This is a genomic window from Arthrobacter sp. Y3224198 (assembly GCF_059090025.1).
This window is the reverse complement of sequence record NZ_JBNHFG010000012.1, coordinates 89,978-111,521: the sequence shown is the minus strand read 5'-3', so window position 1 is coordinate 111,521 and position 21,544 is coordinate 89,978. Positions and strand designations below refer to the sequence as shown.

The 21,544-nt window shown below is 68.6% G+C and carries 20 protein-coding genes and 1 riboswitch; of the genes, 10 read left to right on the top strand and 10 right to left on the bottom strand.

All coding sequences use genetic code 11. From position 1 onward, the window contains the following. Positions 1-69 precede the first annotated feature (69 nt). The gene (locus AC5RUF_RS09180) at positions 70-2,004 is read right to left on the bottom strand and encodes a primary-amine oxidase (protein WP_494130370.1); all 1,935 of its coding nucleotides are present in this window, start codon (positions 2,002-2,004) and stop codon (positions 70-72) included. A gap of 204 nt (positions 2,005-2,208) precedes the next feature. On the opposite strand from AC5RUF_RS09180, the gene AC5RUF_RS09175 reads away from it, so the two are divergent. Together AC5RUF_RS09175 and AC5RUF_RS09170 are read left to right on the top strand one after the other, a co-directional pair. Continuing rightward, the gene (locus AC5RUF_RS09175) at positions 2,209-3,888 is read left to right on the top strand and encodes an amidohydrolase (protein ID WP_494130369.1); all 1,680 of its coding nucleotides are present in this window, start codon (positions 2,209-2,211) and stop codon (positions 3,886-3,888) included. 130 nt (positions 3,889-4,018) lie between these two features. Beyond that, positions 4,019-4,618 (top strand): TetR/AcrR family transcriptional regulator, encoded by a 600-nt coding sequence (locus AC5RUF_RS09170; RefSeq protein ID WP_494130368.1) that lies wholly within the window; start codon positions 4,019-4,021, stop codon positions 4,616-4,618. A gap of 57 nt (positions 4,619-4,675) precedes the next feature. Here the strand turns inward: AC5RUF_RS09170 and AC5RUF_RS09165 are convergent, their stop codons facing one another. After that, positions 4,676-5,206: a TetR/AcrR family transcriptional regulator gene (locus tag AC5RUF_RS09165; protein WP_494130367.1), complete on the bottom strand. Its 531-nt coding sequence runs from the start codon at positions 5,204-5,206 to the stop codon at positions 4,676-4,678. Next, positions 5,206-5,415 carry a hypothetical protein gene (locus AC5RUF_RS09160; RefSeq protein ID WP_493998579.1) on the bottom strand — a complete coding sequence of 70 codons (210 nt, stop codon included), beginning with the start codon at positions 5,413-5,415 and terminating at the stop codon, positions 5,206-5,208. Before AC5RUF_RS09160 ends, AC5RUF_RS09165 begins: the two co-directional genes overlap by 1 nt. Positions 5,416-5,665: 250 nt before the next feature. Here AC5RUF_RS09160 and AC5RUF_RS09155 point away from each other — a divergent pair, with 250 nt between their 5' ends. Further along, a complete protein-coding gene (locus AC5RUF_RS09155) occupies positions 5,666-6,673 on the top strand; it encodes an AraC-like ligand-binding domain-containing protein (protein ID WP_494130366.1) in 1,008 nt (335 codons plus the stop codon). Positions 6,674-6,807: 134 nt separating this feature from the next. After that, a complete protein-coding gene (locus tag AC5RUF_RS09150; RefSeq protein ID WP_494130365.1) occupies positions 6,808-8,319 on the top strand; it encodes an APC family permease in 1,512 nt (503 codons plus the stop codon). 24 nt (positions 8,320-8,343) lie between these two features. Here the strand turns inward: AC5RUF_RS09150 and AC5RUF_RS09145 are convergent, their stop codons facing one another. Continuing rightward, the gene (locus tag AC5RUF_RS09145) at positions 8,344-8,883 is read right to left on the bottom strand and encodes a dihydrofolate reductase family protein (protein WP_494130364.1); all 540 of its coding nucleotides are present in this window, start codon (positions 8,881-8,883) and stop codon (positions 8,344-8,346) included. Between the two features lie 173 nt (positions 8,884-9,056). On the opposite strand from AC5RUF_RS09145, the gene AC5RUF_RS09140 reads away from it, so the two are divergent. Next, positions 9,057-10,484 carry an aldehyde dehydrogenase family protein gene (locus AC5RUF_RS09140; RefSeq protein WP_494130363.1) on the top strand — a complete coding sequence of 476 codons (1,428 nt, stop codon included), beginning with the start codon at positions 9,057-9,059 and terminating at the stop codon, positions 10,482-10,484. A 97-nt stretch (positions 10,485-10,581) separates the two neighbouring features. Further along, positions 10,582-12,102, top strand: coding sequence for a GMC family oxidoreductase (locus AC5RUF_RS09135; protein WP_493997644.1), 1,521 nt, complete (start codon positions 10,582-10,584; stop codon positions 12,100-12,102). A 77-nt stretch (positions 12,103-12,179) separates the two neighbouring features. On the opposite strand, the gene AC5RUF_RS09130 is transcribed toward AC5RUF_RS09135, so the two are convergent. Next, entirely contained in the window at positions 12,180-12,920 is a 741-nt protein-coding gene (locus AC5RUF_RS09130; RefSeq protein WP_494130362.1) for a TetR/AcrR family transcriptional regulator C-terminal domain-containing protein, read from the bottom strand. 70 nt (positions 12,921-12,990) lie between these two features. Between AC5RUF_RS09130 and AC5RUF_RS09125 the strand changes: the two genes are divergently transcribed. Then, complete coding sequence (locus tag AC5RUF_RS09125) at positions 12,991-13,815, top strand: DUF4386 domain-containing protein (RefSeq protein ID WP_494130361.1); 825 nt, start codon at positions 12,991-12,993, stop codon at positions 13,813-13,815. Here AC5RUF_RS09125 and AC5RUF_RS09120 read toward each other — a convergent pair. From AC5RUF_RS09120 to AC5RUF_RS09110, 3 genes are read right to left on the bottom strand one after another with little or no spacing between them, the layout of a single operon-like run. Further along, the gene (locus AC5RUF_RS09120; protein ID WP_494130360.1) at positions 13,734-15,296 is read right to left on the bottom strand and encodes a DUF6297 family protein; all 1,563 of its coding nucleotides are present in this window, start codon (positions 15,294-15,296) and stop codon (positions 13,734-13,736) included. The two genes, AC5RUF_RS09125 and AC5RUF_RS09120, sit on opposite strands and share 82 nt — an antisense overlap. Positions 15,297-15,299: 3 nt before the next feature. Further along, positions 15,300-15,986, bottom strand: coding sequence for an ABC transporter ATP-binding protein (locus AC5RUF_RS09115; RefSeq protein ID WP_493997736.1), 687 nt, complete (start codon positions 15,984-15,986; stop codon positions 15,300-15,302). 31 nt (positions 15,987-16,017) lie between these two features. Next, positions 16,018-16,332: a DMT family transporter gene (locus AC5RUF_RS09110; RefSeq protein WP_493997735.1), complete on the bottom strand. Its 315-nt coding sequence runs from the start codon at positions 16,330-16,332 to the stop codon at positions 16,018-16,020. A 10-nt stretch (positions 16,333-16,342) separates the two neighbouring features. Then, a riboswitch (guanidine-III (ykkC-III) riboswitch) is annotated at positions 16,343-16,409 on the bottom strand. 260 nt (positions 16,410-16,669) lie between these two features. Between AC5RUF_RS09110 and AC5RUF_RS09105 the strand changes: the two genes are divergently transcribed. After that, entirely contained in the window at positions 16,670-17,167 is a 498-nt protein-coding gene (locus tag AC5RUF_RS09105; RefSeq protein ID WP_493997734.1) for a GNAT family N-acetyltransferase, read from the top strand. 59 nt (positions 17,168-17,226) lie between these two features. Next, positions 17,227-18,606: an LssY C-terminal domain-containing protein gene (locus AC5RUF_RS09100; RefSeq protein ID WP_494130359.1), complete on the top strand. Its 1,380-nt coding sequence runs from the start codon at positions 17,227-17,229 to the stop codon at positions 18,604-18,606. Positions 18,607-18,638: 32 nt separating this feature from the next. Here AC5RUF_RS09100 and AC5RUF_RS09095 read toward each other — a convergent pair whose 3' ends face one another. Further along, positions 18,639-19,715 (bottom strand): hypothetical protein, encoded by a 1,077-nt coding sequence (locus tag AC5RUF_RS09095; RefSeq protein WP_494130358.1) that lies wholly within the window; start codon positions 19,713-19,715, stop codon positions 18,639-18,641. Next, entirely contained in the window at positions 19,712-20,665 is a 954-nt protein-coding gene (locus tag AC5RUF_RS09090) for an AraC family transcriptional regulator (protein ID WP_494130357.1), read from the bottom strand. Before AC5RUF_RS09090 ends, AC5RUF_RS09095 begins: the two co-directional genes overlap by 4 nt. A 112-nt stretch (positions 20,666-20,777) precedes the next feature. On the opposite strand from AC5RUF_RS09090, the gene AC5RUF_RS09085 reads away from it, so the two are divergent. Then, the gene (locus AC5RUF_RS09085) at positions 20,778-21,515 is read left to right on the top strand and encodes an SDR family oxidoreductase (RefSeq protein WP_494130356.1); all 738 of its coding nucleotides are present in this window, start codon (positions 20,778-20,780) and stop codon (positions 21,513-21,515) included. Positions 21,516-21,544: the final 29 nt, after the last annotated feature.

Sequence of the window (21,544 nt, the reverse complement as noted above, 5' to 3'; positions counted from 1 at the left end):
CTTGCTCAAATGCCTTGCCGGGCTGCTTGCCCCGCGCGAGGGCGGTGTCAGCTGCGCACCCGGCATCGGTTATGTCCCGCCGGATTCCGGGGCCGGCACGTCCAGCACGGGCGAGCGGTCAAAGAACCCCTCGGGCCGCAGCTTAAAGCCGGTGGTGTCCACCGGCATGATCGGCCAGTCCTCCACCCGCGGGAAGTGCGTCAGCCCGAAGGTGTGCCACACGGAAATGTCCTGCCCGTCGATGTCCCGGTCCGCCTGCACCCATTCGGGAATGCCGCCGCCGCCGGCGTGCTGGTTGACGAAGTCGCCGGTCGGGTAGCGCTGGGACTCGTCCCGCCGGGTCACCCACAGCGCCTTGGACGCGAAGGTCGCCCGCCGGTAAATGGAGGAGTCCTCGTCCGCCAGCAGGGTGGGCTGGCCCTCGGGATGCAGTTTGTAGCCCACCGGTTCGCCCAGCCGGTTGGTCTTTTCGGGATTCGTCACCACCCAGGTGCGGCCGACGGCGGGAGCGGCGTCACGGGCGGCCTCCGACTCGCGGGCCAGCACGGTCCGCTTGCGGGTGAAGGCGTTGCCGCGCGGGTTCTCCGGACCCACCGGCACCCGCACTGCGTCCTCCTCCTCCACCCGGCCGGGGCCGCCGTCGAGCGCGAAATCCAACCGGGCGCCGAAGAGGTGCTGGTGGAACGGGGCGCCCAGGCCCGGCGCCATTTCGGAGGCGTACGGGTAGTCCTTGCCCGGGTAGGCGCTGGTGAAGACGACGCCGGTGGCCTTGGCCTCGAATTCGATGGTGCCGTCCAGGTACAGGTACCAGTAGAAGCCGTAGTCGTAGTTGCCCACGGTGGTGAAGAAGCTGATCACCAGGCGGCGGTTGCGGCGGGTGTAGTTGATGCCGGACCACAGGTCCGAGTGCTTGGAGAGGATGGACGCGTCCTCCTCGTGCATGCAGATGCCGTTGCGGATGGTGCGCGGGTTGCCGCGTGAATCCGAGACCGTGGGCGAGATGTAGTGGATTTCGCCCAGGCAGTCGCAGCCAAGTTCCAGCGAGTTGGCGAACTGCCCCACCAGGTATTCGCCGGTGTCGAAGTAGTTCTGCCAGGAACGGGTGGGCGCGGGATCGCCGTACGGGACCACCATTTCGGCAATGGAGGCGCGGTTGAGGATCCGGCGCACCTGTCCGCCGTCCTCGAAGCCGATGTTGTAGAGCACCAGTCCCTCGCGGACGTCGAAGCCCACGTCCAGGTGCCACTTTTCCCACTCCACGTGGTTGGTGCCGGTGACCGTGAAGCTCGGCCCCTCCGGCTGGGTGATGCTGATGGGTTTCTGCGTGGTGCGCAGCGGTCCGGTGAGGGCCGGGTCCGTGTAGTTGCCGTGTTCCTCCGGCACCGGGACTGCGCCGAAGTCCAGTACCTGGTCCACGGTGCGGGCGGTGACGTCCACGTACGCCACCAGGCCGTCAATGGGGTGCGCCCAGGCCGAGTCTTCGGCGTGGGTCTGCAGGAAGGCCAGGCCGCGCAGGATCCGCCGGCCCTTTTCCTCGGGGTATTCGAACACACCGGCGGAGAGCGGGGCCACCCGGACCTGCGCGACGTCGAGTCCGCGCTTCTCCAGCGCGGCGAGCCAGTCCGGATCGGTGGACAGGATCTGTTCCACCACCTCGAACTCCTCCTCGAGCACGGGCAGTTCGCCGGTGACGGCCGTGTCCAGGACGGTGTCGCTCACCAGTTCGCGGGCGGTGGCGGAAACGACGACGTCGTGCGGCTTGCCGCCGGCGGTGTCCAGCAGGAACACGCGGAAGCGGCGGTCTTCTGCCGTTTCCGTTCCGCGCGGCGGGTCCACCAGCCCGAGGTAGGCGATCCGGGCGGTCTCCGGGAAGAGGCCGGCGGCTTCGAGGGTCTCGCGGACCGTGGTGATTTCCTCCGGGGTGGCGAGGGCGTAGGCGCCCGCTGCGTCCGCGTCGGGGGTTTCGGCGGGCCCGGTTGCGGGGGTGGAATGGCACGAGCTCATGGAGGTCTCCGGTTCTACGCAGCGGTTTTTCTATGGCTGTAGACAATAACTGGCTGTGATGGGGGTTACAAGGGGTAGAGGGCGTGATTCCGGGCGGGCGGCGGAAGGCGTGCACGGAACGTCAAGGGGCCGTCGCGGGGCGGCAAGACCCGGCCCGGCCGCGGCGGCAAAGCTGGAGGGAACTTCTGCGGAAAGGCCCACCACATGCCCGGAACTGCCCCGAACCTGGTACTGCTCAACGGCATCATCGACACCCTGGACCCGGCACTCGGGCGCACCCACGCCCTGGCCGTGGCCAACGGCGTCGTGCTGGCGGTGGGTGACGACGCCGCCGCCCTGGCCCCGGACGCCGACCGGGTGGTTGATCTGGAAGGCGGGTACGTGATGCCCGGACTCATGGACGTACACAACCACCACTCGGCCGCAGGGCAGGCGGACCTCTTCGAGTGCCGCATTCCACCCACCGCGGGTCTCGACGCGTTCCTGGACGCGGTGGCGGCATGGACCGCCGGACTGCCGGAGGGAGCCTGGGTGATCGGCGGACAGTGGGGTTCGGGCCTGCTGGAGGAGATCAGCACCCCGGAGGCGCTGGCCCGGCTGGACGCCGCCACCGCAGGACACCCGGCGATGCTGCGCGATGACAGCCTGCACAACCGGTGGGTCAACTCCGCGGCGCTGCGGGCCGCAGGGATCACCGCCGGCACCCCGGACCCGGACGGCGGGCGCATCCTGCACGATCCCGCAGGCCGCCCGACCGGCGTCCTGTTCGAGGCCGCCGGCGTGCTGGTGGAAAAGGCCCGCGCCGCAGACGGCCAGGCGGACGCCGTCGAGGATCTGGCCCGTGCCGCCGAACGCGGCATCGAAATGCTGCATGCCTACGGCATCACCGGCTTCCAGGATGCGGCCAGTTCCCTGCAGCTGCTGCAGGCACTCAAATACCTGGACGACGCCGGCCGGCTGCAGGCATGGGTGGTCACCTCCATGGCTGCCAATGACTTTATTTTCGGCACCCAGCCGCTGGGCGAGGGCATCATTGAGCACCGGGAAGGCCTGCGTTCGGCCCGCCACCGGCCGGACTTCATCAAGATCTTCCTGGACGGTGTTCCCCCGGCCCGCACCGGTGCCTTCCTGGAGCCGTACCTGCCGGAGGAAGGCGCGTCCGGCTGCTCCTGCGGCACCACCACCATGAAGCCGGAAGAGCTTGAGGGCTGGCTGCTGCGCACCGCCGAGCGCGGCATTTCCGCCAAGATCCACTGCACGGGGGACGCCTCCGTGCGGCTGGTTTTGGACACCGTGCAGAAGGTCCGCGAGGCGGGTTTCACCAATACCCGGTACCACATTGCGCACGGGCAGTTCGTGCAGGAAAGCGACATCCCGCGCTTCGCCGAGCTGAACGTCACGGCCGACATCTCGCCGTCGCTGTGGTTCCCCGGCGTGATTTCGGAGGCCATGAAAACGGTGTTGCCGGCCGAGTTCGCGGAGAAGATGCAGCCCAACCGTGCCCTGCTGGATGCCGGCGCCCTGGTGGCCGCCGGGTCGGACTGGCCGGTGAGCGTCTCCCCCAACCCGTGGGAGGGCATCTACGGCCTGGTCACCCGGAAGGATCCCACCGGCGAGTTCCCCGGCACGCTCTGGCCCGAGCAGGCGGTGGCCCTGGAGGAGGCGCTGCGCATCTACACGGTGGACTGCGCCCGGGCAATGGGACTGGACGACGTCGCCGGAACACTGGCCCCCGGGAAGTCCGCCGATTTCGTACTGCTTTCAGCGGATCCGTTTGCCGTGGACATCGAACAGGTCCCGGCGCTCACGGCCCGGCAGACCTGGTTCGCCGGGCGGCAGGTCTTTGATGCCCTGTCGAGGCCGGAGGCCACGGCGGCAGCTTAGGCCCGGGGCGGTGCCGGCGCCGGCCCCCGAGACCGACTGCCTCCGCCCGCCTGGTGCGCCGCCCCGGCTCCCGGATGGCTAGGATGGCCGGAGGCTTGGCGGCCGCGGGGGCCGGCGCCGGAAGGAAAGAATGCCGAAAATCGTCGACCATGAGCGACGGCGTGCCGAAATTGTGCAGACCACCTGGCGGGTCATTGCCCGGCGCGGCCTGGACGGCGCCACGCTCCGCGAGGTCGCGGCCGAGGCCGGCTACGCCAACGGTGCCATCAAGCCGTACTTCCCGGCCAAGGCGGACCTGATGGAAGCCACCTTCCGGCATGTCTTCTCCCGCACCAATGCCCGCAGCAACGCAGCCACCGAGGGGCTCACCGGCCTCGAGGCCCTGCGGGCCTTCTGCCTTGAGGTACTCCCCCTGGATGCGGACCGGCTCGACGAAGCGCGGGTGGTCATCGCCTTCTGGCAGCAGGCACTGCACGATCCGGCACAGGCCGAGGTCAATGATGCAGCCATGCTGCAGTGGCGCAGCGGTATCCGTAGCTGGCTCTCGGCGGCTCGCGACGCCGACGGCGGCGCGGCAGACGGCGGACGTCCGCCGGTGGAGGTTGCCGCAGAGACACTGCTGACCTTCCTGCTGGGTGCCCAGGTGGCGGCCGTGTTTGATCCCGCCTTCAACTCTCCGGAGCAGCTGGTGGCGCAGCTGGACGGGCAGTTGGCGCTGCTGCGCGGGTAGGCGCCGGGGCAGGTGTTCACCGCAACCGGATCCAGGCGCTGTACGGCCCCGGTTAGCTCACTGCCTAAGCTTCAGATCGAGGTCATTCTGGTCCAGAAATGCCAGCAGCGTGTTCTCCACGAGCTCCTGGCGCCGGGGCATCGGCAGGACCAGGCACTGTGCCGTGGCGCCGTCTATAAGAGCCAGGAGCATTGCCGCCTGCGCCTCCGGGACACCTGCACCGACGAACCACTGACGCAGTTCCCCGTCGGTACGGGCAGCTTCCCCGGCGAGTTGGTCATCCCCGGCAGCCATCTCTGTATAAGCGAGCCAGACACGTGCACGGCGCTCCCGGACCTCGTCCAACGGGAGCCACTGCAGGGTCAACTCACGGAGTGTCTTCGGTTTTGCGGCCGCAACGGCGGCGAGGAACTGACTGCTGGAATACTCGAACCCCGCTCGGATCAGGTCCCGCTTGGTGCGGTAGTAGTACTGGACCTGGGCGGGGGAAACATCCGCCGCCTGCGCCACGGTCCTGATGCTGAGTTTGTCGACCCCATGGTCGGCCAGTACGTCCAGCACCGCACCGAGGATGCGCTCTTGTGCCATTAAATGAGATCGTCCTTCCTTTTACTGGCGCCGCCCCACCGCAACGCCACCAACTCGATCACGCCCAGCACCGCAATCACCGCTCCGACCTGCCGGAGCCCGATAACCGGGGTCCGTACCTCTACGAAATAACCGAACACCACAAACATCGCTGCGCCGACTACGACCATACCGATTCCGGCAGCCGCGGCTTTAGTCTGTTTCCCCACGATTCCTCCTGTGCGTCGAAGTACTTACCATACAGTCGTACAGTACAGATGTATGGGGAGTTTGTCTGCCCCTGAATGAGTTCTTGCTGGTTCTTTGCCATTCAGGGGCATCGGCGTACGAGCCGGCGGCGACACGCGCCCGGGGCCCGGGAAGGTCGACACATGGAGAAAATCTTCGACAACCGTAGAAAAAACGCGTAAGTTTCCTGAAACGTGATCCGGTTCACTGCGGCAAAGGGAAAGGACGGCCATGACCAGCCTGCAAACCTCCACTCCCCCGGCCGCAGCCGCGCCGGACCCTCCGGCGGCACCCGCGCCCTCCGGCGCCGTCGTCCGCGCCCAGTCCTTCCCCGAGTGGAAGCGCCTGATCTCGGAGTCCTTTGTGCCCCTGGAGACCGCGCCCGCCGGTCCGCATCCGGAGTCCGCCTTTGCCGGACAGCTCACCAGCCACCAACTGCGCGAACTGGCGATTGTGCAGGTGGACGCCATGCCCCATGCCGTGGAACGCACCCCGGCGCTGATTGCCGCCGGCGGGTCCGGGTTCTACAAGCTGAATCTCCAGCTGTCCGGGAGCGGGGTGCTTTGCCAGAGCGGCCGGGAGACGGTGCTGACCCCCGGCGAGCTGGCCATCTATGACACCGGCCAGCCGTACACCCTGCGCTTTGACCAGAGCTTCTCCACGCTGGTGCTGATGTTCCCCAAACACCTGGTGGGCCTGTCCGCGGACCAGATGAGCGGACTGACCGCCCTCCCGCTGGGCAAGGAGCACCGGCTGGGCCGCGCCGTCGTCCCGTTCCTGACCCAGACTGCGCGGATGCTGCCCGAACTCGACGGCCCCATTGCCCACCGGCTGGCCATGAACACCGTGGACCTGCTGGCCACCCTGCTTGCGGACGAGGCCTATGCCCGCCCTGTCCCCGAGGGGGCCGGACATGCCCGGATGCTGCGCCGGATCCAACTGTTCATTGACGGACAGCTCTCCAACCCGGACCTCACCCCCGGCTACGTGGCCGCCGCGCATTACATTTCCACCCGCAGCCTGCACAAACTCTTCGAGGACAGCGGCACCACGGCCGCGGCCTGGATCCGCGAGCGCCGGCTGGCCGGTGCCCGCCGCGACCTGGCCGACCCCTTGCTGGCCGACGTGCCGATCTCCGCCATTGGTGCCCGCTGGGGCCTGCCGGATCCGGCACACTTCAGCCGGATCTTCCGCACCGCGCATGGCTGCTCTCCCTCCACATACCGCCAACGCACGTAAGTGGAGCGTTGCAAGTGCACGGTTAGCCAATCAGTGCTCACTGAAAGACAAGCGGTCGGAGTATGACGTAGACCACAGTTGTCTCAGACCCGCCCCGGGTGCACCAGCTCCGATCCGTCCGTCAGGAGACCACCGTGTCCACTACTGCCCAGCAGCACAGCCCGGGCACCGGCCTGGGGCAGCGGCGCCTCGGAGTGCCGGCGCTCGTGTTTATGATCATTGCCGCCTCCGCTCCGCTGACCGTGGTGGCCGGCGGGGTGACCAGCAACTACGCGGTCACCGCCCTGCCCGGCATCCCGCTGTCCTTCATTGTGCTGGGCGCGGTGCTGCTGGTGTTCTCCGTCGGCTACTCCGCCATGAGCCAGCACGTGCACAACGCCGGGGCGTTTTACGCCTACGTAGCCCGCGGACTGGGCAAGCCCGCGGGCGTGGGTGCGGCCTGGGTGGCGTTGCTGGCCTACAACGCCATGCAGATCGGGATCTACGGGATGTTCGGCTTCGCCGCGTCCTCCTTCATCACCGGCCTCACCGGGGCGCAACCCTCCTGGTGGCTCTGCGCCCTGGCGGCCTGGGTGGTGGTGGCCGTCTTCGGCGTGAACAAGGTGGACCTCTCCGCCAAGGTGCTGGGGGCATTGGTCGCCCTGGAATTCCTGGTGGTGATTGTGTATGACCTCCTCTCCGTGGCTGCGGCGCCGGAGGGCATCAGCGCCGCTTCCCTGGCGCCGTCGGGCCTGTTCACTGCCGGAGTGGGCGCGGCGTTGTCCTTCTCCATTGCCGCGTTTATGGGTTTTGAATCCGGTGCCATCTACAACGAGGAAGTGAAGGACCGGCGCACCACCGCCCGCCGGGCCACTTTCATCGCCATTGTGGTGATTGCCTGCTTCTATGCCTTCTCCGCCTGGGCCATGGCCGTAGGGGAAGGTGACAGCCAGGTCATTGCCCGCTCCACCGAGCTGGGTCCGGACCTCGTGTTCGCCTTCCTGGCCGAACGCATCCCGGACTGGGCCGTGGACCTGTCCTCGCTGCTTTTCGTCACCAGCCTGCTGGCGGCCCTGGTGGCCTTCCACAACGTGGTGGCCCGCTACTTCTTCGCCCTCGGCCGCGAGGGCGTGCTCCCCCGCGCGCTGGCCGGCACCAGCGCGCGCACCCAGGCGCCGGTGGCGGGATCCCTGGCGCAGTCCGCCATCGCCGTCGTGGTCCTGGCCGTGTTCGCCGTCGCCGGGAACGGGCACGAAACCGGGGCGCTGTACCCGGTGCTCACCCTGTTCACCTGGCTGACCAATATGGGCGCGTTTGGGCTGGTGCTGCTGATGGCGCTGACGTCCTTTGCGGTGGTGGGCTACCTGAACCGGCACGCCGCCTGGTACGGCACCTGGACCCGGCTGGTGGCGCCGATGACGGCGGGCGTTGCCCTGGCCGCAGTGTTTGCAATGATCGTGGCCAACTTCGATGTGCTGATCGGCCTGCAGGAGGCGAGCGTACTGGGCTGGCTGCTGCCGGCCATTGTGCTGGTGCCGGGCCTGCTCGGCATGCTCTGGGCGGTGGTGCTGCGGCGCCGCCGGCCGGAAGTGTACGCCGGAATCGGCTACGGCGGGGACGAACCGGAAGCGGACGAGCTGTCCGCCGTGGCCGGGCGCAGGGCCTAACCGGTAACCGCGGGCCGGTCCGGGTCACTGCACCGCATAACTGACCCGGACCGTCCCGTTGTCGAACCGTTCCTCCCCCAACAGGAGGAGGTCCAGGAACAGGCCGTCGGGCAGCGCCCGCGTTCCGCCGCCCACGATCACCGGGCAGATCACCAGCGAGACGACGTCGACCAGCCCCATCCGCAGGGCGCTTTTGGCCAGCTCCGGGCCGCCGATGGTGGCGTTACCGGCGGCCTTGGCGCGCTCGATGGCTTCGGGAGTGAGGGCAGGTTCCAGAGTGGTCCGGCCGGTGGAGACCTCCGGCAGGGTGGAGGAAAACACCACCTTGGGCACCGCCGTCCACGCCGCGGCGTACCGGCCCTCCTCCGGCGAGCCGGCCGCCAGGCCCGGATCGTTTTCCCAGACCGCCAGGGCTTCGTACATCCGCCGCCCGTAAAGCGCGGTGGCCGCGTCCTCCAGGTCCTGCGCGTGTGAGGCAATGAACTGCCCGCTTGGCGCCATCCAGGCGAAGTTGCCGTCAGCGTCGGCGCTGTACCCGTCCAGCGAGCAGTTAATGGAGTACATCAGCTTTCCCATCACTCCAGCCAACTCCGCCCACTGTTCCTGCACAAGGGTGCCGGCTTACCGGGCGTGCACGGTTTGCCAAGCACTGCTCACGCAAAGCCAACCGGTGGCGCTATGACCTGGGCCACAGTTAACTGAGCACCCCGGGCCGCCATCCAGCAAAGGAGCAGGACATGCCTCTCGCCAACTCAACACTTTCCTCCTACCAGGACCTCCTCGACGCGGTTGCCGCCGCCAACGGGGGCCGGGACATCCTGGATCCAGCCACCGGGGAATTGGTGGGCAAAGCCCCGGAGCACAGCGTCGAAGACCTCCAAAACGCCATCTCGGCGGCTCGCGCGGCACAGCCGGCCTGGGCCGGTCTCGGCCATACCGCCCGCCGTGAAGCGCTGATGCGCGCCGCCGACGCCATCGACGCCTCCGCCGAAGCCCTGGCCGAACTCCTCTCCCGCGAACAGGGCAAGCCGCTGAACGGACCCAACGCCCGCTTCGAGGTGGGCGGGGCCGCTGCCTGGCTGCGCGCCGCGGCGTCGTTCGACCTCGAGCCTGAAGTGCTGGTGGACGACGACGGCGGCCGCGCCGAACTGCACTACCGCCCCCTGGGCGTCGTGGGCGCCATCGGTCCGTGGAACTGGCCCATGATGATCAGCGTCTGGCAGCTGGCCCCGGCGCTGCGGATGGGCAACACCGTGGTGATGAAGCCCTCCGAATACACGCCCCTGTCCGTACTGGCACTGGCCGCCGTGATCAACCAGGCGCTGCCGGCGGACGTGCTGCACGTGGTTTCCGGCGGACGGGACGTCGGCGAAACCCTCGCCGGACACCCCGGCGTGGACAAGATCATGTTCACCGGCTCCACCGCCACCGGCAAAGCGATCATCCGCTCCTCCGCGGACACCGTGAAGCGCCTGACACTTGAACTCGGCGGCAATGACGCCGGCATCGTGCTGCCCGACGCCGACCCGCAGGCGATTGCGGAGGACCTATTCTGGGGCGCGTTCATCAACACCGGACAGACCTGCGCGGCCATGAAGCGGCTGTACGTGCACGAGGACATCTACGACGACGTGGTCACCGCCCTCGCCGCCGTTGCCGAGAAGATGCCGATGGGCGTTGGCCTGGACGAGAAGAATGTGCTGGGTCCGCTGCAGAACGAGGCGCAGTACCGCATCGTGGCGGACCTTGTTGACGCTGCCCGGGACTCCGGTGCCCGCATTGTGCTCGGCGGCAACCCGGACACGGACCAGCCCGGCTTCTTCTACCCGACCACCCTGGTGGCGGACATCGACAACAGCAACCCGCTGGTCGCCAAGGAACAGTTCGGCCCGGCCCTGCCGATCATCCGCTACTCCACCGTGGACGAAGCCGTGGACATGGCCAACGGCCTGGACGTGGGCCTGGGCGCCTCCGTCTGGTCCTCGGACAAGGACGCCGCCCGCGAGGTGGCTGCCCGGATCACCGCCGGCACCGTGTGGATCAACAAACACGGCACCGTGGACCCGCGCATCCCCTTCGGCGGCGCCAAGCAGTCCGGCTACGGGCTCGAATTCGGCGTCGAGGGCCTCAAACACCTCGGCGCCCCGCAGGTCATCAGCTACTGACCTGCCCCAGAACCGCGGTGCCGGGCCGTAGCCCCCACTAGCCCGGCACCGCTTCCACTTCTCTCCGCTGTACCGCTTTACCGAAAGGCCGCTTCCCGTGGAATCCTCCAGCTACATTGTCATCGGCGCCGGTTCGGCCGGCTGTGTCCTGGCCCGCCGGCTGCTGGACGCCGGGCACCGGGTCACCGTGCTCGAGGCGGGCGGCGATGACACCAATCCCATCATCGCCAACGTGCACGAGGCAGGCGGGCTTTGGCACGGCCCGGAGGACTGGGACTACTACACGGTGGAACAGCCCGGCGCCTCGAACCGGCGGATCCACCTGCCCCGCGGCAAGGTGCTGGGCGGCTCTCACGCACTGAACGCCACCATCTGGGTGCGCGGCGCCAAGCAGGACTACGACACCTGGAACTATCTCGGCTGCCCCGGCTGGGGCTGGGAGGACGTACTCCCGGTGTTCCGCGCCATTGAGAACTACGACGGCGGCGCCTCCGACTCGCGCGGCACCGACGGCCCGCTCGACGTCGTGGGTGATTTCCCGATGAATCCGGTGCAGGAATCCATCCTGGCCGGTGCCGCGGAAATGGGCATCAAGATCAATGAGGACTACAACTCCGGCGACGTTGAGGGTGCCTCAAAGATGCAGCTGAACGTTCGGGACGGGAAGCGGTTCAACACCTGGCACGCCTACCTGCGGCCGGTGGCGGATAACCCGAACCTGACCCTGCTCACCGGTGCCACGGTCCGCCGGCTGCTGATCGAGGACGGCGCCGTGACCGGGGTGGAGTTTGACCATGACGGACAGGTCAAGACCCTTCACGCGGAGGAAATATTGCTGGCCGGCGGTGCCATCGGATCCCCGGAGATCCTGCTGCGTTCGGGCATCGGCCCGGCGGAGGAACTGCGGGCGGCCGGCGTGGAGCCCGTGCTGGACCTGCCCGGCGTCGGCAAGAACCTGCATGACCACCTGCTCTCCCCGGTCATTTTCACCACCACCGCCAAGCCGGTGCCCGACTGCGAGGTAGGGGCGGCGGAGACGCACCTGTTCTGGAAATCCCGGCCGGACCTGGCCGTGCCGGACACCCAGCCGATTCACTTCTCCCTGCCCATGTACTTCCTGGATTCAATGACCGGTCCGGAGAACGGCTTCTCCCTGGTGGCCGGCATTGTCCGCCCGCTCAGCCGCGGCGAGATCACCCTGTCCGGTCCGGCTCCCGAGGACCCGATCCGCATTGACCTGGGCGCGCTCACCGAGCAGGCCGACGTCGAGTCCCTGGCGGCATCGGTGCGCCAGTGCCGCGAGCTGGGCCGCACTTCCGCCCTGGCCGGGGAATGGGGCGCCGAGGAAATCTATCCCGGCCCGCAGGTCACGGACAGCGCCAGCGACCTGGAACAGTATGTGCGGGACACCGCGGTGACCTACCACCACCAGGTCGGCACCTGCAAGATGGGCCTGGACGCCCTGGCCGTGGTGGATCCGCGCAGCATGCAGGTGCACGGGTTGCCCGGCCTGCGCATTGCGGACGCCTCCGTGATGCCGCTGGTGCCCACGGGCAACACCAATGCGCCCACCATTATGATCGCCGAGCGCGCTGCACAGATGATCCTGGCCGGCTGATTTCCGCTGCACCGAACCCGGGCCCGGATTTCATTCCGGTGGCACCGGGTCCGGCGCCGGCGCCCGTTCCGGTGGCGTTAGCTTATGCGCCAGGACCCACGCAGCAGCTCGACGCCATCCAGCAGTACATCCAGTCCCACCGTGAATTCGGCGTCGTAGTCATAGCCCTCCTTGGCCAGCTCGCCCACCACTTCCAGCAGATAGGGATACCGGGCGGCAACGTCCTCGGGCTGCGCGTTCCGGGTGGCGGCTGCTGCCTCGGCTGACTCTTCCGGCGTCTCGAAGGACAGCGTCTGCTGCTGCAGGGCAAAACCGTACACGTAGGCATCCAGCAGGCTGGTCACGTGGACGGTGGTGCGGAATGAAAACCCGCCCTGCCGCAGACAGCCCAGCATGGCGTTGTGCTGGCGCAGGTTCTCCGGCCCCGGGCGGCCGGCGGCTTCCATCCGCCCGATGGCCCAGCGGTGCCGGACCAATGCAGCCCTCAAGGACAGCGCACGATCGCGCATCGCCTGTTTCCATCCGGGCCCGCTATGCGGCTCCGCGACCTCCGCCCAGACCCGGTCGACCATGCCCTCGAGCAGTTCCTGCTTATTGGCCACGTGTTTGTACAGCGCCATGGGCACCACGCCGAGTTCCTCTGCGAGCGTCCGCATGGTCAGGCCGTCAATCCCCACCGAGTCAGCCAGTTCGACGCCGGCGCGCAGCACGGCCGCCCGGTTCAGGCGCGGGCGGCGTGCGGGTTTCTCCTGCTGCGGCATTTTTGGCTCGGGGGCGGGCGGCACGGGTTCCTCCTGGCGGTCGGAAGTGATTGACAAAGTGTACGGCATACACCTACCGTCATCTCATTCGGTGTACGTCGTACACCTCTTGGCCTGGAGGAGCACCATGCACCCGTCCCAGCACACCCCCCGGACCGCCGGGGTCCTGTTCCTGATCACGTTCGTCTCCGCCATCACCGGAGCAGCCCTGTATGCGCCGCTGCTCACCAACCCGGGCTACGTCGCCGGCCCCGGAACGGACACCCGCATTCTCTGGGGTGCCGTGTGCGAACTGGTGCTGATCATCGCCAACATCGGCACCGCCGTCGTCCTGTTTCCCGTTCTGCGCCGGCACAGCGAGACGGCCGCCCTGGGCTACGTGGCCGCGCGGATCATGGAGTGCGCCCTGATAGCGGTTGGCATCCTCAGCGTGCTGGCCGTCCTCAGCCTGCGCCAGAGGGCCGGCGGCGACGCCGACGGGTACCTGCCGGTGGCCCGGGCCCTGGTGTCCATCCACGACTGGACCTTCCTGCTGGGCCCCGGCTTCGTCGTCGGCATCGGCAACGGATTGCTGCTGGGGTTCCTGATGTACCGCTCGCGGCTGGTGCCGCGGCCCCTGGCATTGTTCGGCCTGATCGGCGGTCCGCTGATGTCGCTCTCCGGCCTGGCCGTGCTGTTCGGCGCCTACGGGCAGTCCTCGGTGCCCTCGGCCCTGGCCACCCTGCCGGAGATCATCTGGGAAGCCTCGCTGGGTCTGTACCTGACGGCGGTCGGGTTCCGCCGGCCGCGCAAGACCGGCGCGGACCGGGAGGCCGGCGTCGTCGGCAGTCCGCAGTCCGCAGTCCGCAGACGGCATGAATCACCCGACCGTCACTTCCGCGAGTACATCGCCAACAGGACGCAGGCGGTGGAAAAGACCGCCTGGACCAGGAACAGCACTGCGGGAACATAGCCCAGGAACAGGCCCAGCAGCAGCGGCACCGCCGCCAGCAGCGTGGCATCCAGCCCCTCGGCCAGCGACCCCGTCTGGGCCGTAGGCACCGGACCGAACACGGTTTCCGCCGGCGGTACGGTCCAGTCCGGCAGCGGACGGTAGGCATCGCGCACCGCCGCGGCACCGAATCCCGCCCCGGCGAGTGCTCCGAGCCCGATCAAAGCCGGACTGCCCGCGCCCAGCAGTACCAGGACGGCACAGAATGCAGCGGACCAGAGGACCAGTGCGGCAGCGGGCAGCGCCGTCCGGCTGAGCCGCACCAGCGCCGGGGACAACGGCAGCAGCGCCTCCAGTCCCGGGGTGATGGCAGTCTGCCGGGCCAGGGCTCCCAGCGCTGGAACCGTCCCGCAGACGGTGAGCAGGATGACGGCCAGCTGCATCAGGGCCGGCTGGGAACCGGCAGTGAGCAGCACGGCAACACACAGCAGGAGCAGCAGCACCGGTCGGCCCCAGAGGCCGGGGGTGCGCAGGAACGCGGTGGCATCCGCCCGCAGCAGGGCGCCGAACGGCGAGCGGGCCCCCTTGGCATACCAGCTTCGGGCCCGGCGGGACGTCCGGGCGCCCGGGGCGGCGGCGAACGCCCGCCCCAGCTCATTGGTGTCCATCAGGAACAGCGCTGCCCCGGCATGCCCGGAGACCCCGCCGCCGCGGATAAGTTCACGGCGCGGGATGGACTCCATCCGGGCGAACACCAGCCACCACAGCCCGACGACGACGGCCAGCGCCGCGGCGGCCGGCCAAAGTGCTCCGTCCGCGGCGAGCCCGGGAAGGAAGCTCAGCACAGCCAGCAGTCCCAGGGCGGCGGCCGTACCGGCGGGCCCGGCCGGAAAGTTGTTGCCCGCGGACGCCCGGCCCGCCGCCGCCTGTCCCAGCGCATTCAGCAAGAGCGCGCAAACCACAGCCAGGCCAAAAACGGCGGCACCGGCGGCCTGACCCGCGGGCGTTGCCTGCAGGTCGGTGATGATGCCCACCGGCAGGTACAGGACTGTACCCGCCGCCCAGGCCAGTCCGGTCCGGCGCAGCAGCCTTCCGGCGAGGAACGGGCTGCGGTCTACGGGCAGGCTCAGCCACCAGTACCCCTCAGCCGGAGCCACCGCCACCGGGCCCAGCTTCCGGGCCCCGGCCAGCACTGCGGCCAGTGCGGTGAACAGCAGGAAGGTGACCGTCGCGCCGTCGGGCAGGCCCATCCACTGCGTGGCAACAATGGTCCGGCGGGCACCGGCACCGGACCCCAGCGCCAGCGCCACCTCGTTCCGCAGCGCCAGGACCAGTCCCCCGGCTAACGCCAGGACGGTGCCTACCCCCAGGACCGTGGTGTAGGCGTCCAGCAGCACCTCCCGGAGGCGGGTACTGCCGCGCCGGTGGCTGCGCGAGATGGTGCGGGTGTAACGGGCGGGGTTGAACTCCGGCAGCGCGGACGCGGCGGTGGTGCGGGCCATCCGCTATTTCCCGGCGATTTCGGCGGCGGCGCGGGCCGGTTCGATCTCCCGCACCTCGTCATCAATGAGCAGGCAGCGTTCCGCCGTCGCCAGGAGCAGCGCGGGATCATGCGTGACCAGCAGCACCGTGCCGCCGTCGTCGGCGTAGTCCCGGATGCGGGTCCCCACCCGTTCACGCATGACCGGGTCCAGGCGCTGCTCGGGTTCGTCCAGGATCAGCAGTGAGGAGGGCCGGATCAGGGCGGAGGCGAGCAGCAGCCGGCGGCGCTGGCCGGAGGAGACGGACTCCGGGACGGCGTCGGCGCGGTCCTGCAGGCCGAAAAAGTCCAGTTCCGCGTCGACGGCGGTGTCCGGGTCCGGAACACCGTGGCCGCGGGCCACCAGCTGCAGGTGTTCGCGCAGTGAAAGGGACGGGAAGAACGCGTCCTCATCGAAGAGTGCGGCCACCTGCCGGCGGAACGGGATGGCGTCCTCATTGGCGGGCAGGCCGTGTACCCGCACTTCGCCGTCGAGCATCAGCTGCTTGCCGGCGATGGTGCGGGCAGCAGTGGATTTCCCGGCACCGTTGAAGCCCACGACGCCGAGGATCTCCCCGGCATCCACGCGAGCGGTGATGGCGCCGCAGACAGGTGCACCGGCGTAGCCCACCAACAGATTGGAAATCTCGAGCACGGCCCCCGCAGCAGTCATGCCGTCCAATGTAGCGGAGCGGGCCGGCGTCCTAATGCAGCGACTTCAGCCCGATGACGCCGCCCACAATCATGGCCAGGAACAGGATCTTCAGCAGGGACACGGATTCGGCCCCGGTGATCATGGCGTAGATGACGGTCAGCGTGGCGCCGATCCCCACCCAGACGGCGTACGAAGTGCCCAGCGGCAGTTCACGCATGGCGTAGGCCAGCCCGGCCATGCTCGCCAGCAGGGCGACCACGAAAATCGTGGAGGGCCAGAACCGGCTGAAACCCTGCGACCGGTCCAGGGCGGTGGCCCATACCGCTTCCATCATGCCGGACAGCACCAAAACAACCCATGACATAGCAATCTCCCACGGGCCGTCTTGTCGCACACCGGGTACGGCACCCCTCGTCCGGGAGACCGTGATGCGGCCTCCCCTCCAAGGTCGCACGCCGGCGTTCCCGGGGCAACTCGGGCGGGTTGGGCGCGTCCCGTCCGGTGCCGCTGGGGATCGAAAAGGCACAACTTACCGTTGCGGGGATCGAGAAGGCACAACTTACCGTTGCGGGATTCGAGAAGGCACAACTTACCGTGGCGGGGTTCGAGAAGGCACAACTTACCGATTTTTCGGCCGAAAAACGGTAATTCGTGCCTTCTCGATCCGACGACACCCGCTTCCGGACCGCTAGTGTGGCCCCATGCCCCAGCTCATTGCTCCCGCCGCGGCCTTCGAGGCAGCCTGGCGCGAGGCACGCGCCGACTGGGGGCCGGGCATCCACGAGGACGGCTTCGGTCTGCGTCCGGAGGACGACGTCGACACTTCCGCCGGATTCGCCGCATGGCTCCGGCGCCTGGCCGCGGACACCGGCTGCACCTACCGGTGGATCATCGAGGACGGCCGGGTGCTGGGCGGAATTGCCCTGCGGCATGCAAACCATCCGGCCGTGCCCCGGGCAGGGCATTTGGGTTACGGCCTCCGTCCCTCCGCCCGCGGACAGGGCCACGCGGTCTGGGCAGTGCGGGAGATGCTGGCCGAGGCACGCAGCCTGGGACTGGAGCAGGTTCTGGCGATCTGCGAGCAGGGCAACGCTGCATCAGCCCGGACCATTGAGCACGCCGGCGGAAGTCTGGCGGGAAACGACGCCGCGGGCACCAACGACGGCGGCCGGCTGCGGCGGTACATCATCAGGACCTAGGCACCCATCAGCGGCGTGGGTGCATTGACGTTCCGCGCCGCACCGGTCAGCGTGGATTTATGACTCAGCCGGGCGCTGCGGGCAACGGCGGCGCCGTACCTGCGCCGGACGCCGAAGCGGAGGCCGATCAAGGTTCCGCCGCGGCAGCAACCGCCCTGGACGGGGCCTTTTTCGCCTTCAGCGGCCTGGCCGCCATCTGGCTCGTGGTGCTGCTGCTTGAAGAATCGGTGGAGCTGGGACACATCGGGTTCCTGATTGTCTTCTGGGCCGCACTGGCCTACCTGGTGTTGCCGCGGGTGGACCGTATCCTCACGCAGATTTTCATTCCGGACTACTTCATGGGCCGGACCCGCACCAACGCAGGGCTGTTCGGCGACGCCGTGAACCTTGCGTTCCTGGGTTCCGAGGACCAGCTGCGCGGGGCACTGGACCGGTCCGGCTGGAAGTTGGCGGACCCGGTGACCCTGGCCAGCAGTTGGCGGATTGTCTCTTCAACCCTGATGCACCGCAGCTACGGCCATGCACCCGTCAGCCCGCTGCTGCTGTTTGGCCGGGAGCAGGACTTCGCCTATGAACAGGAGGTGGACGGCAACCCGCGCCAACGCCACCACGTGCGGTTCTGGCGGTGCCCGGAAGGTTGGCTGCTGCCCGGCGGCATCTCCTCAGACTGGCTGGCGGCGGCTTCCTTTGACCGAGCCGTGGGCCTATCCTTGTTCACTTTGCAGGTCACCCACCGGGTGGGTGAAAACATCGACGCCGAACGGGACTATCTGGTGTCCACCCTCCAGCAGACGTCACCCGACGTCTCCGTAAATGTCATCAGGAATTTCTCCTCCGGCTACCACTCCCGCAACGGCGGCGGGGATTCGATTGCCACCGACGGCGACCTGCCGGTGGTCGATCTGTCCCGCCTGCCCGAGTCACCCGCGGAGCAGGAGGAACTGGCGGCAATTAACCGGACGGGCATCTCCACGCTCTCGCGCCTTCCGCTGCGCCGGCCCGCGCCGGTGGTGTTTGGCGCGGTGCTGGTATTCCTGCGCGGCGTCGCGGCGCTGACGGTCGCGGCACCGTTCCTGACCCGGTTCGCCAACGCCCCTTGGGTGACCCAGCTGCTGGGCGAACAGAGCCGCGGGCTCGCCGACATGGGCAGCGCCTACGCACCGGCCAGCGTATCCCTTGCCGTCTTTGCGGCATTGGAGGCCATCCTCGCCGTGCTGATCCTGCGCGGAAGCAACGTCGCCCGGGTCACCGCCATGTCCTTGAGCGCCGTAGCCATCTCGCTGCAAGTGGTGACGTTCTTCGCCACCCCGGATGTTCCGTTGGGCGCCAACCTGTTCGGGTATTCCTTTGACATCCTGCTCATCCTCGCCCTGTCGAGCGACCGCGCTCGAATCTACGCTCGTATGCACCGCCGCCGTCGGCGGGTCCTCGCAGGATAGGTGGCAGCGAAAATGGCGACCCGGGCGGCGGTCTAGGCCTTGCGGCGGGCAACCATCCGGAGAAGCACGCCAGCTACCCCCAGGGCGGCGGCCAGCACCACCGTGCCGGCAGCTTCGGGTGCTCCCAGCGTGGAGGCAAAGGAACTCCCGGCGTACTCCTGCATCTGTGCCACGTCCCCGCGGAACACCCGAGTGCCCAGGGCCCCGGCAACGGCGTCGAACAGGACCGGGACAATCCACAGCAGCGCCAGGTCGGCCACCCACACGGCAGCCCGCCCGATCCGGTCCGGCGGACACCAGGCCAGCGCCAAACCCACCAAAGCCGCGGGGAACCAGTTGCCCAGGTGGTACACGGCGGCGGGGGTGTCAAAGGACTCCCAGAACACCTCGCCCCAGGCGGACATCCACTCCCCTGCCGGCACCGCCACCAGGCCGATTCCCAGAGCCGCCGCTGCTTTCCGCCGGGAGCGCACCGCCAGGAACACCAGCACGCCCGCCGCCATCGCCGCCACTGTCCCGGCCAGCAAGCCGCCAAAATAGAGGGCACTCATGCTGCCGGTGGAGCGCACGTCATAGGCCTCGTCCGTGCTGCCGATCAGCCCCTTGTTCAGGACGGTGAAGGACTGGACCGTGGCGATAATCTGGACCAGCAGCAGCCCCGCCGCCACGCATCCCGCGGCCAGCCGGCGGCGCGCCGGGTCCCACCACCGCAGGCCCAGGGCAGCCACCAGTCCGCCCGTCACCAGCAGCGCCACCAGCCGGATAACCAGGTACTGGCTGAGCGGCAGCAACGAAACCGGCATGTCCTCGGGCAGGGTCTGGAAGGCCCACAGATTCTGCACCGGCAGCACCATGCCCGTACCGATCCACGGAGCCAGCCCCATCAGGCCGGCAAACACGCCGATTCCCAACGCGATCAGCACCAGCGCCGGCGTTGGATGGTTCCGGCCGCCGTCGTCCTGCCCCTGCAGCGCGGCGTCGTCGTCAGCACCGCTGCCGCTGCCGTCGCCGGCATACCCGTACTCGGTTGCCCGGTGCCGGACGTCCCCACGCCGGGCGCCCGGCCGGTTACGGTCGGGCCTGTCGGACGCTGCAGCACTGTGACTCATTGGTTCCCCCCGGAGATGTGTGCGCGCTTCCGGGCGGCCGCCCGCATCCGTGTCCGATACTGCAACGGCGACTCCCCGACGCTGCGCTTGAACGCGGTGCTGAACGCGCTCTCGGAGGAAAAGCCCAGGTCGAATGCCAAGGAACGGATCCGGGCATCGCCGGACCGCAGTTCCCGCTGCGCCACCAGCATCCGCCAGTTGTTCAGATACGCCCGCGGCGGGGTGCCGGCTACCTCCCGGAACCGTTCCGTGAAAGCGGTACGGGACATCGACGCCGCGCGGGCCAGGTCCTGGAGGCTCCAGGGACGGGACGGCTGTGCATGGATCAGTGCCAGTGCGGGGCGCAGGCGGTCATCGGCGAGCAGTTTCAGCCACCCCCGGGGCAGGTCCGTCTCCGCCACAAAGGCCCGGAGCACCTCCACCAGCAGCAACTGCGCGTATTGCCGCACGGCGAATTCCCAGCCCACGCGCTGCCCGGACAGCTCCCCGAACAGCTGCCCTATCAGGGCGTGCAGCTGCGGGGCGGCCGGGGTCCCGGAGCGGATGTGCGCCACCGGAGGCAGGGCCTGCAGCAGCAGTTCGCGTCCGGCGGCGTTGACCGTCACCCGGCCACCCATCACGATGTCCTCGGCGCCGTCGCCGTCTCCGGCCCGGACAAAGGTGCCGCTGGCCGGAGGATCCAGACGGGTCGTCAGGCCCTCGCCGCTGCCGCCCTCCAGCAGGAGCTTCGTGCGTCCGTTCAGAAGCACGACGTCGCCGGCCGCCAGCGCCACCGGCACCTCAAGTCCGTCGGTGGTCAGCCGCATACTGCCCTGCACCACGGCAAAGAACTTCAGGTCTTCATCTAACCGTGCGCGGGATTCCCAGGGCCCGCGCACAGCGGTGCCGCCGGAGATCATGCTCTGGACGCTGATGAAGTCGAGGACTTCGGACAACCGGTCATTTCCCATTCCTGTACTTTAGGGCAAGAAACCCGGACTTTATGTTATTCCTCGTCCGCAATTCCCGGGGCAGAGTGGAAGGTGTTCCGAAACCGGAAAGCCGTTCTTCCTAGGAGTCCCCTTGAATGACAACATGATTACCCTTGTCACCGGTGCCAATAAGGGCATCGGACGCCAGATTGCCGGCCAGCTGGCGGCACTGGGCCACACCGTGGTGGTGGCTGCACGGAACGCCGACGCCGGCGAGCAGGCCGCGGCGGAACTGCGCGCGGCAGGCGGGGACGCGGTCGCCGTCGTCCTGGACGTCACCGCCCCCGCCTCCGCGGCGGCCGCGGCGGACGAGGTCAAACGCCGGTTCGGCCGGCTGGATGCGCTGGTGAACAATGCCGGGATTGTGGCGACCCCGGGTGTCAGCTTTGCCGCCCAGCAGCCGGGCTCGGCGGACGTGAACGAAATCCGTTCGGTCTTCGAGACCAACTTTTTCGGCGTTATTTCCGTGACCGCTGCCTTCCTGCCCCTGCTGCGTCTTTCCGAGGCCCCGCGGATCGTCAACGTCTCCAGTGTGGCCGGTTCCCTGGCCGCGGTGTCCGATCCGGCCAACACCGATCCGATCGCCGCCGGCTACGCCCCGTCCAAGACCGCCCTGACCTCCCTGACGCTGCAGTACGCCAAGGGTTTGGCACCGGAAGGGATCCTGGTCAATGCGGTCTGCCCCGGTTTCGTGGCCACGGACCTGAACGGTTTCCGCGGCACCCGCACCCCCGAGCAGGGAGCACGGGCCGCGGTGCGGATGGCCACGATTCCCGCCGGCGGGCCCACGGGGACCTTCAGCGACGAGGAGGGTCCCCTGCCCTGGTAACCGAAGCGGACTGAGGCCGTCGGCCGCTG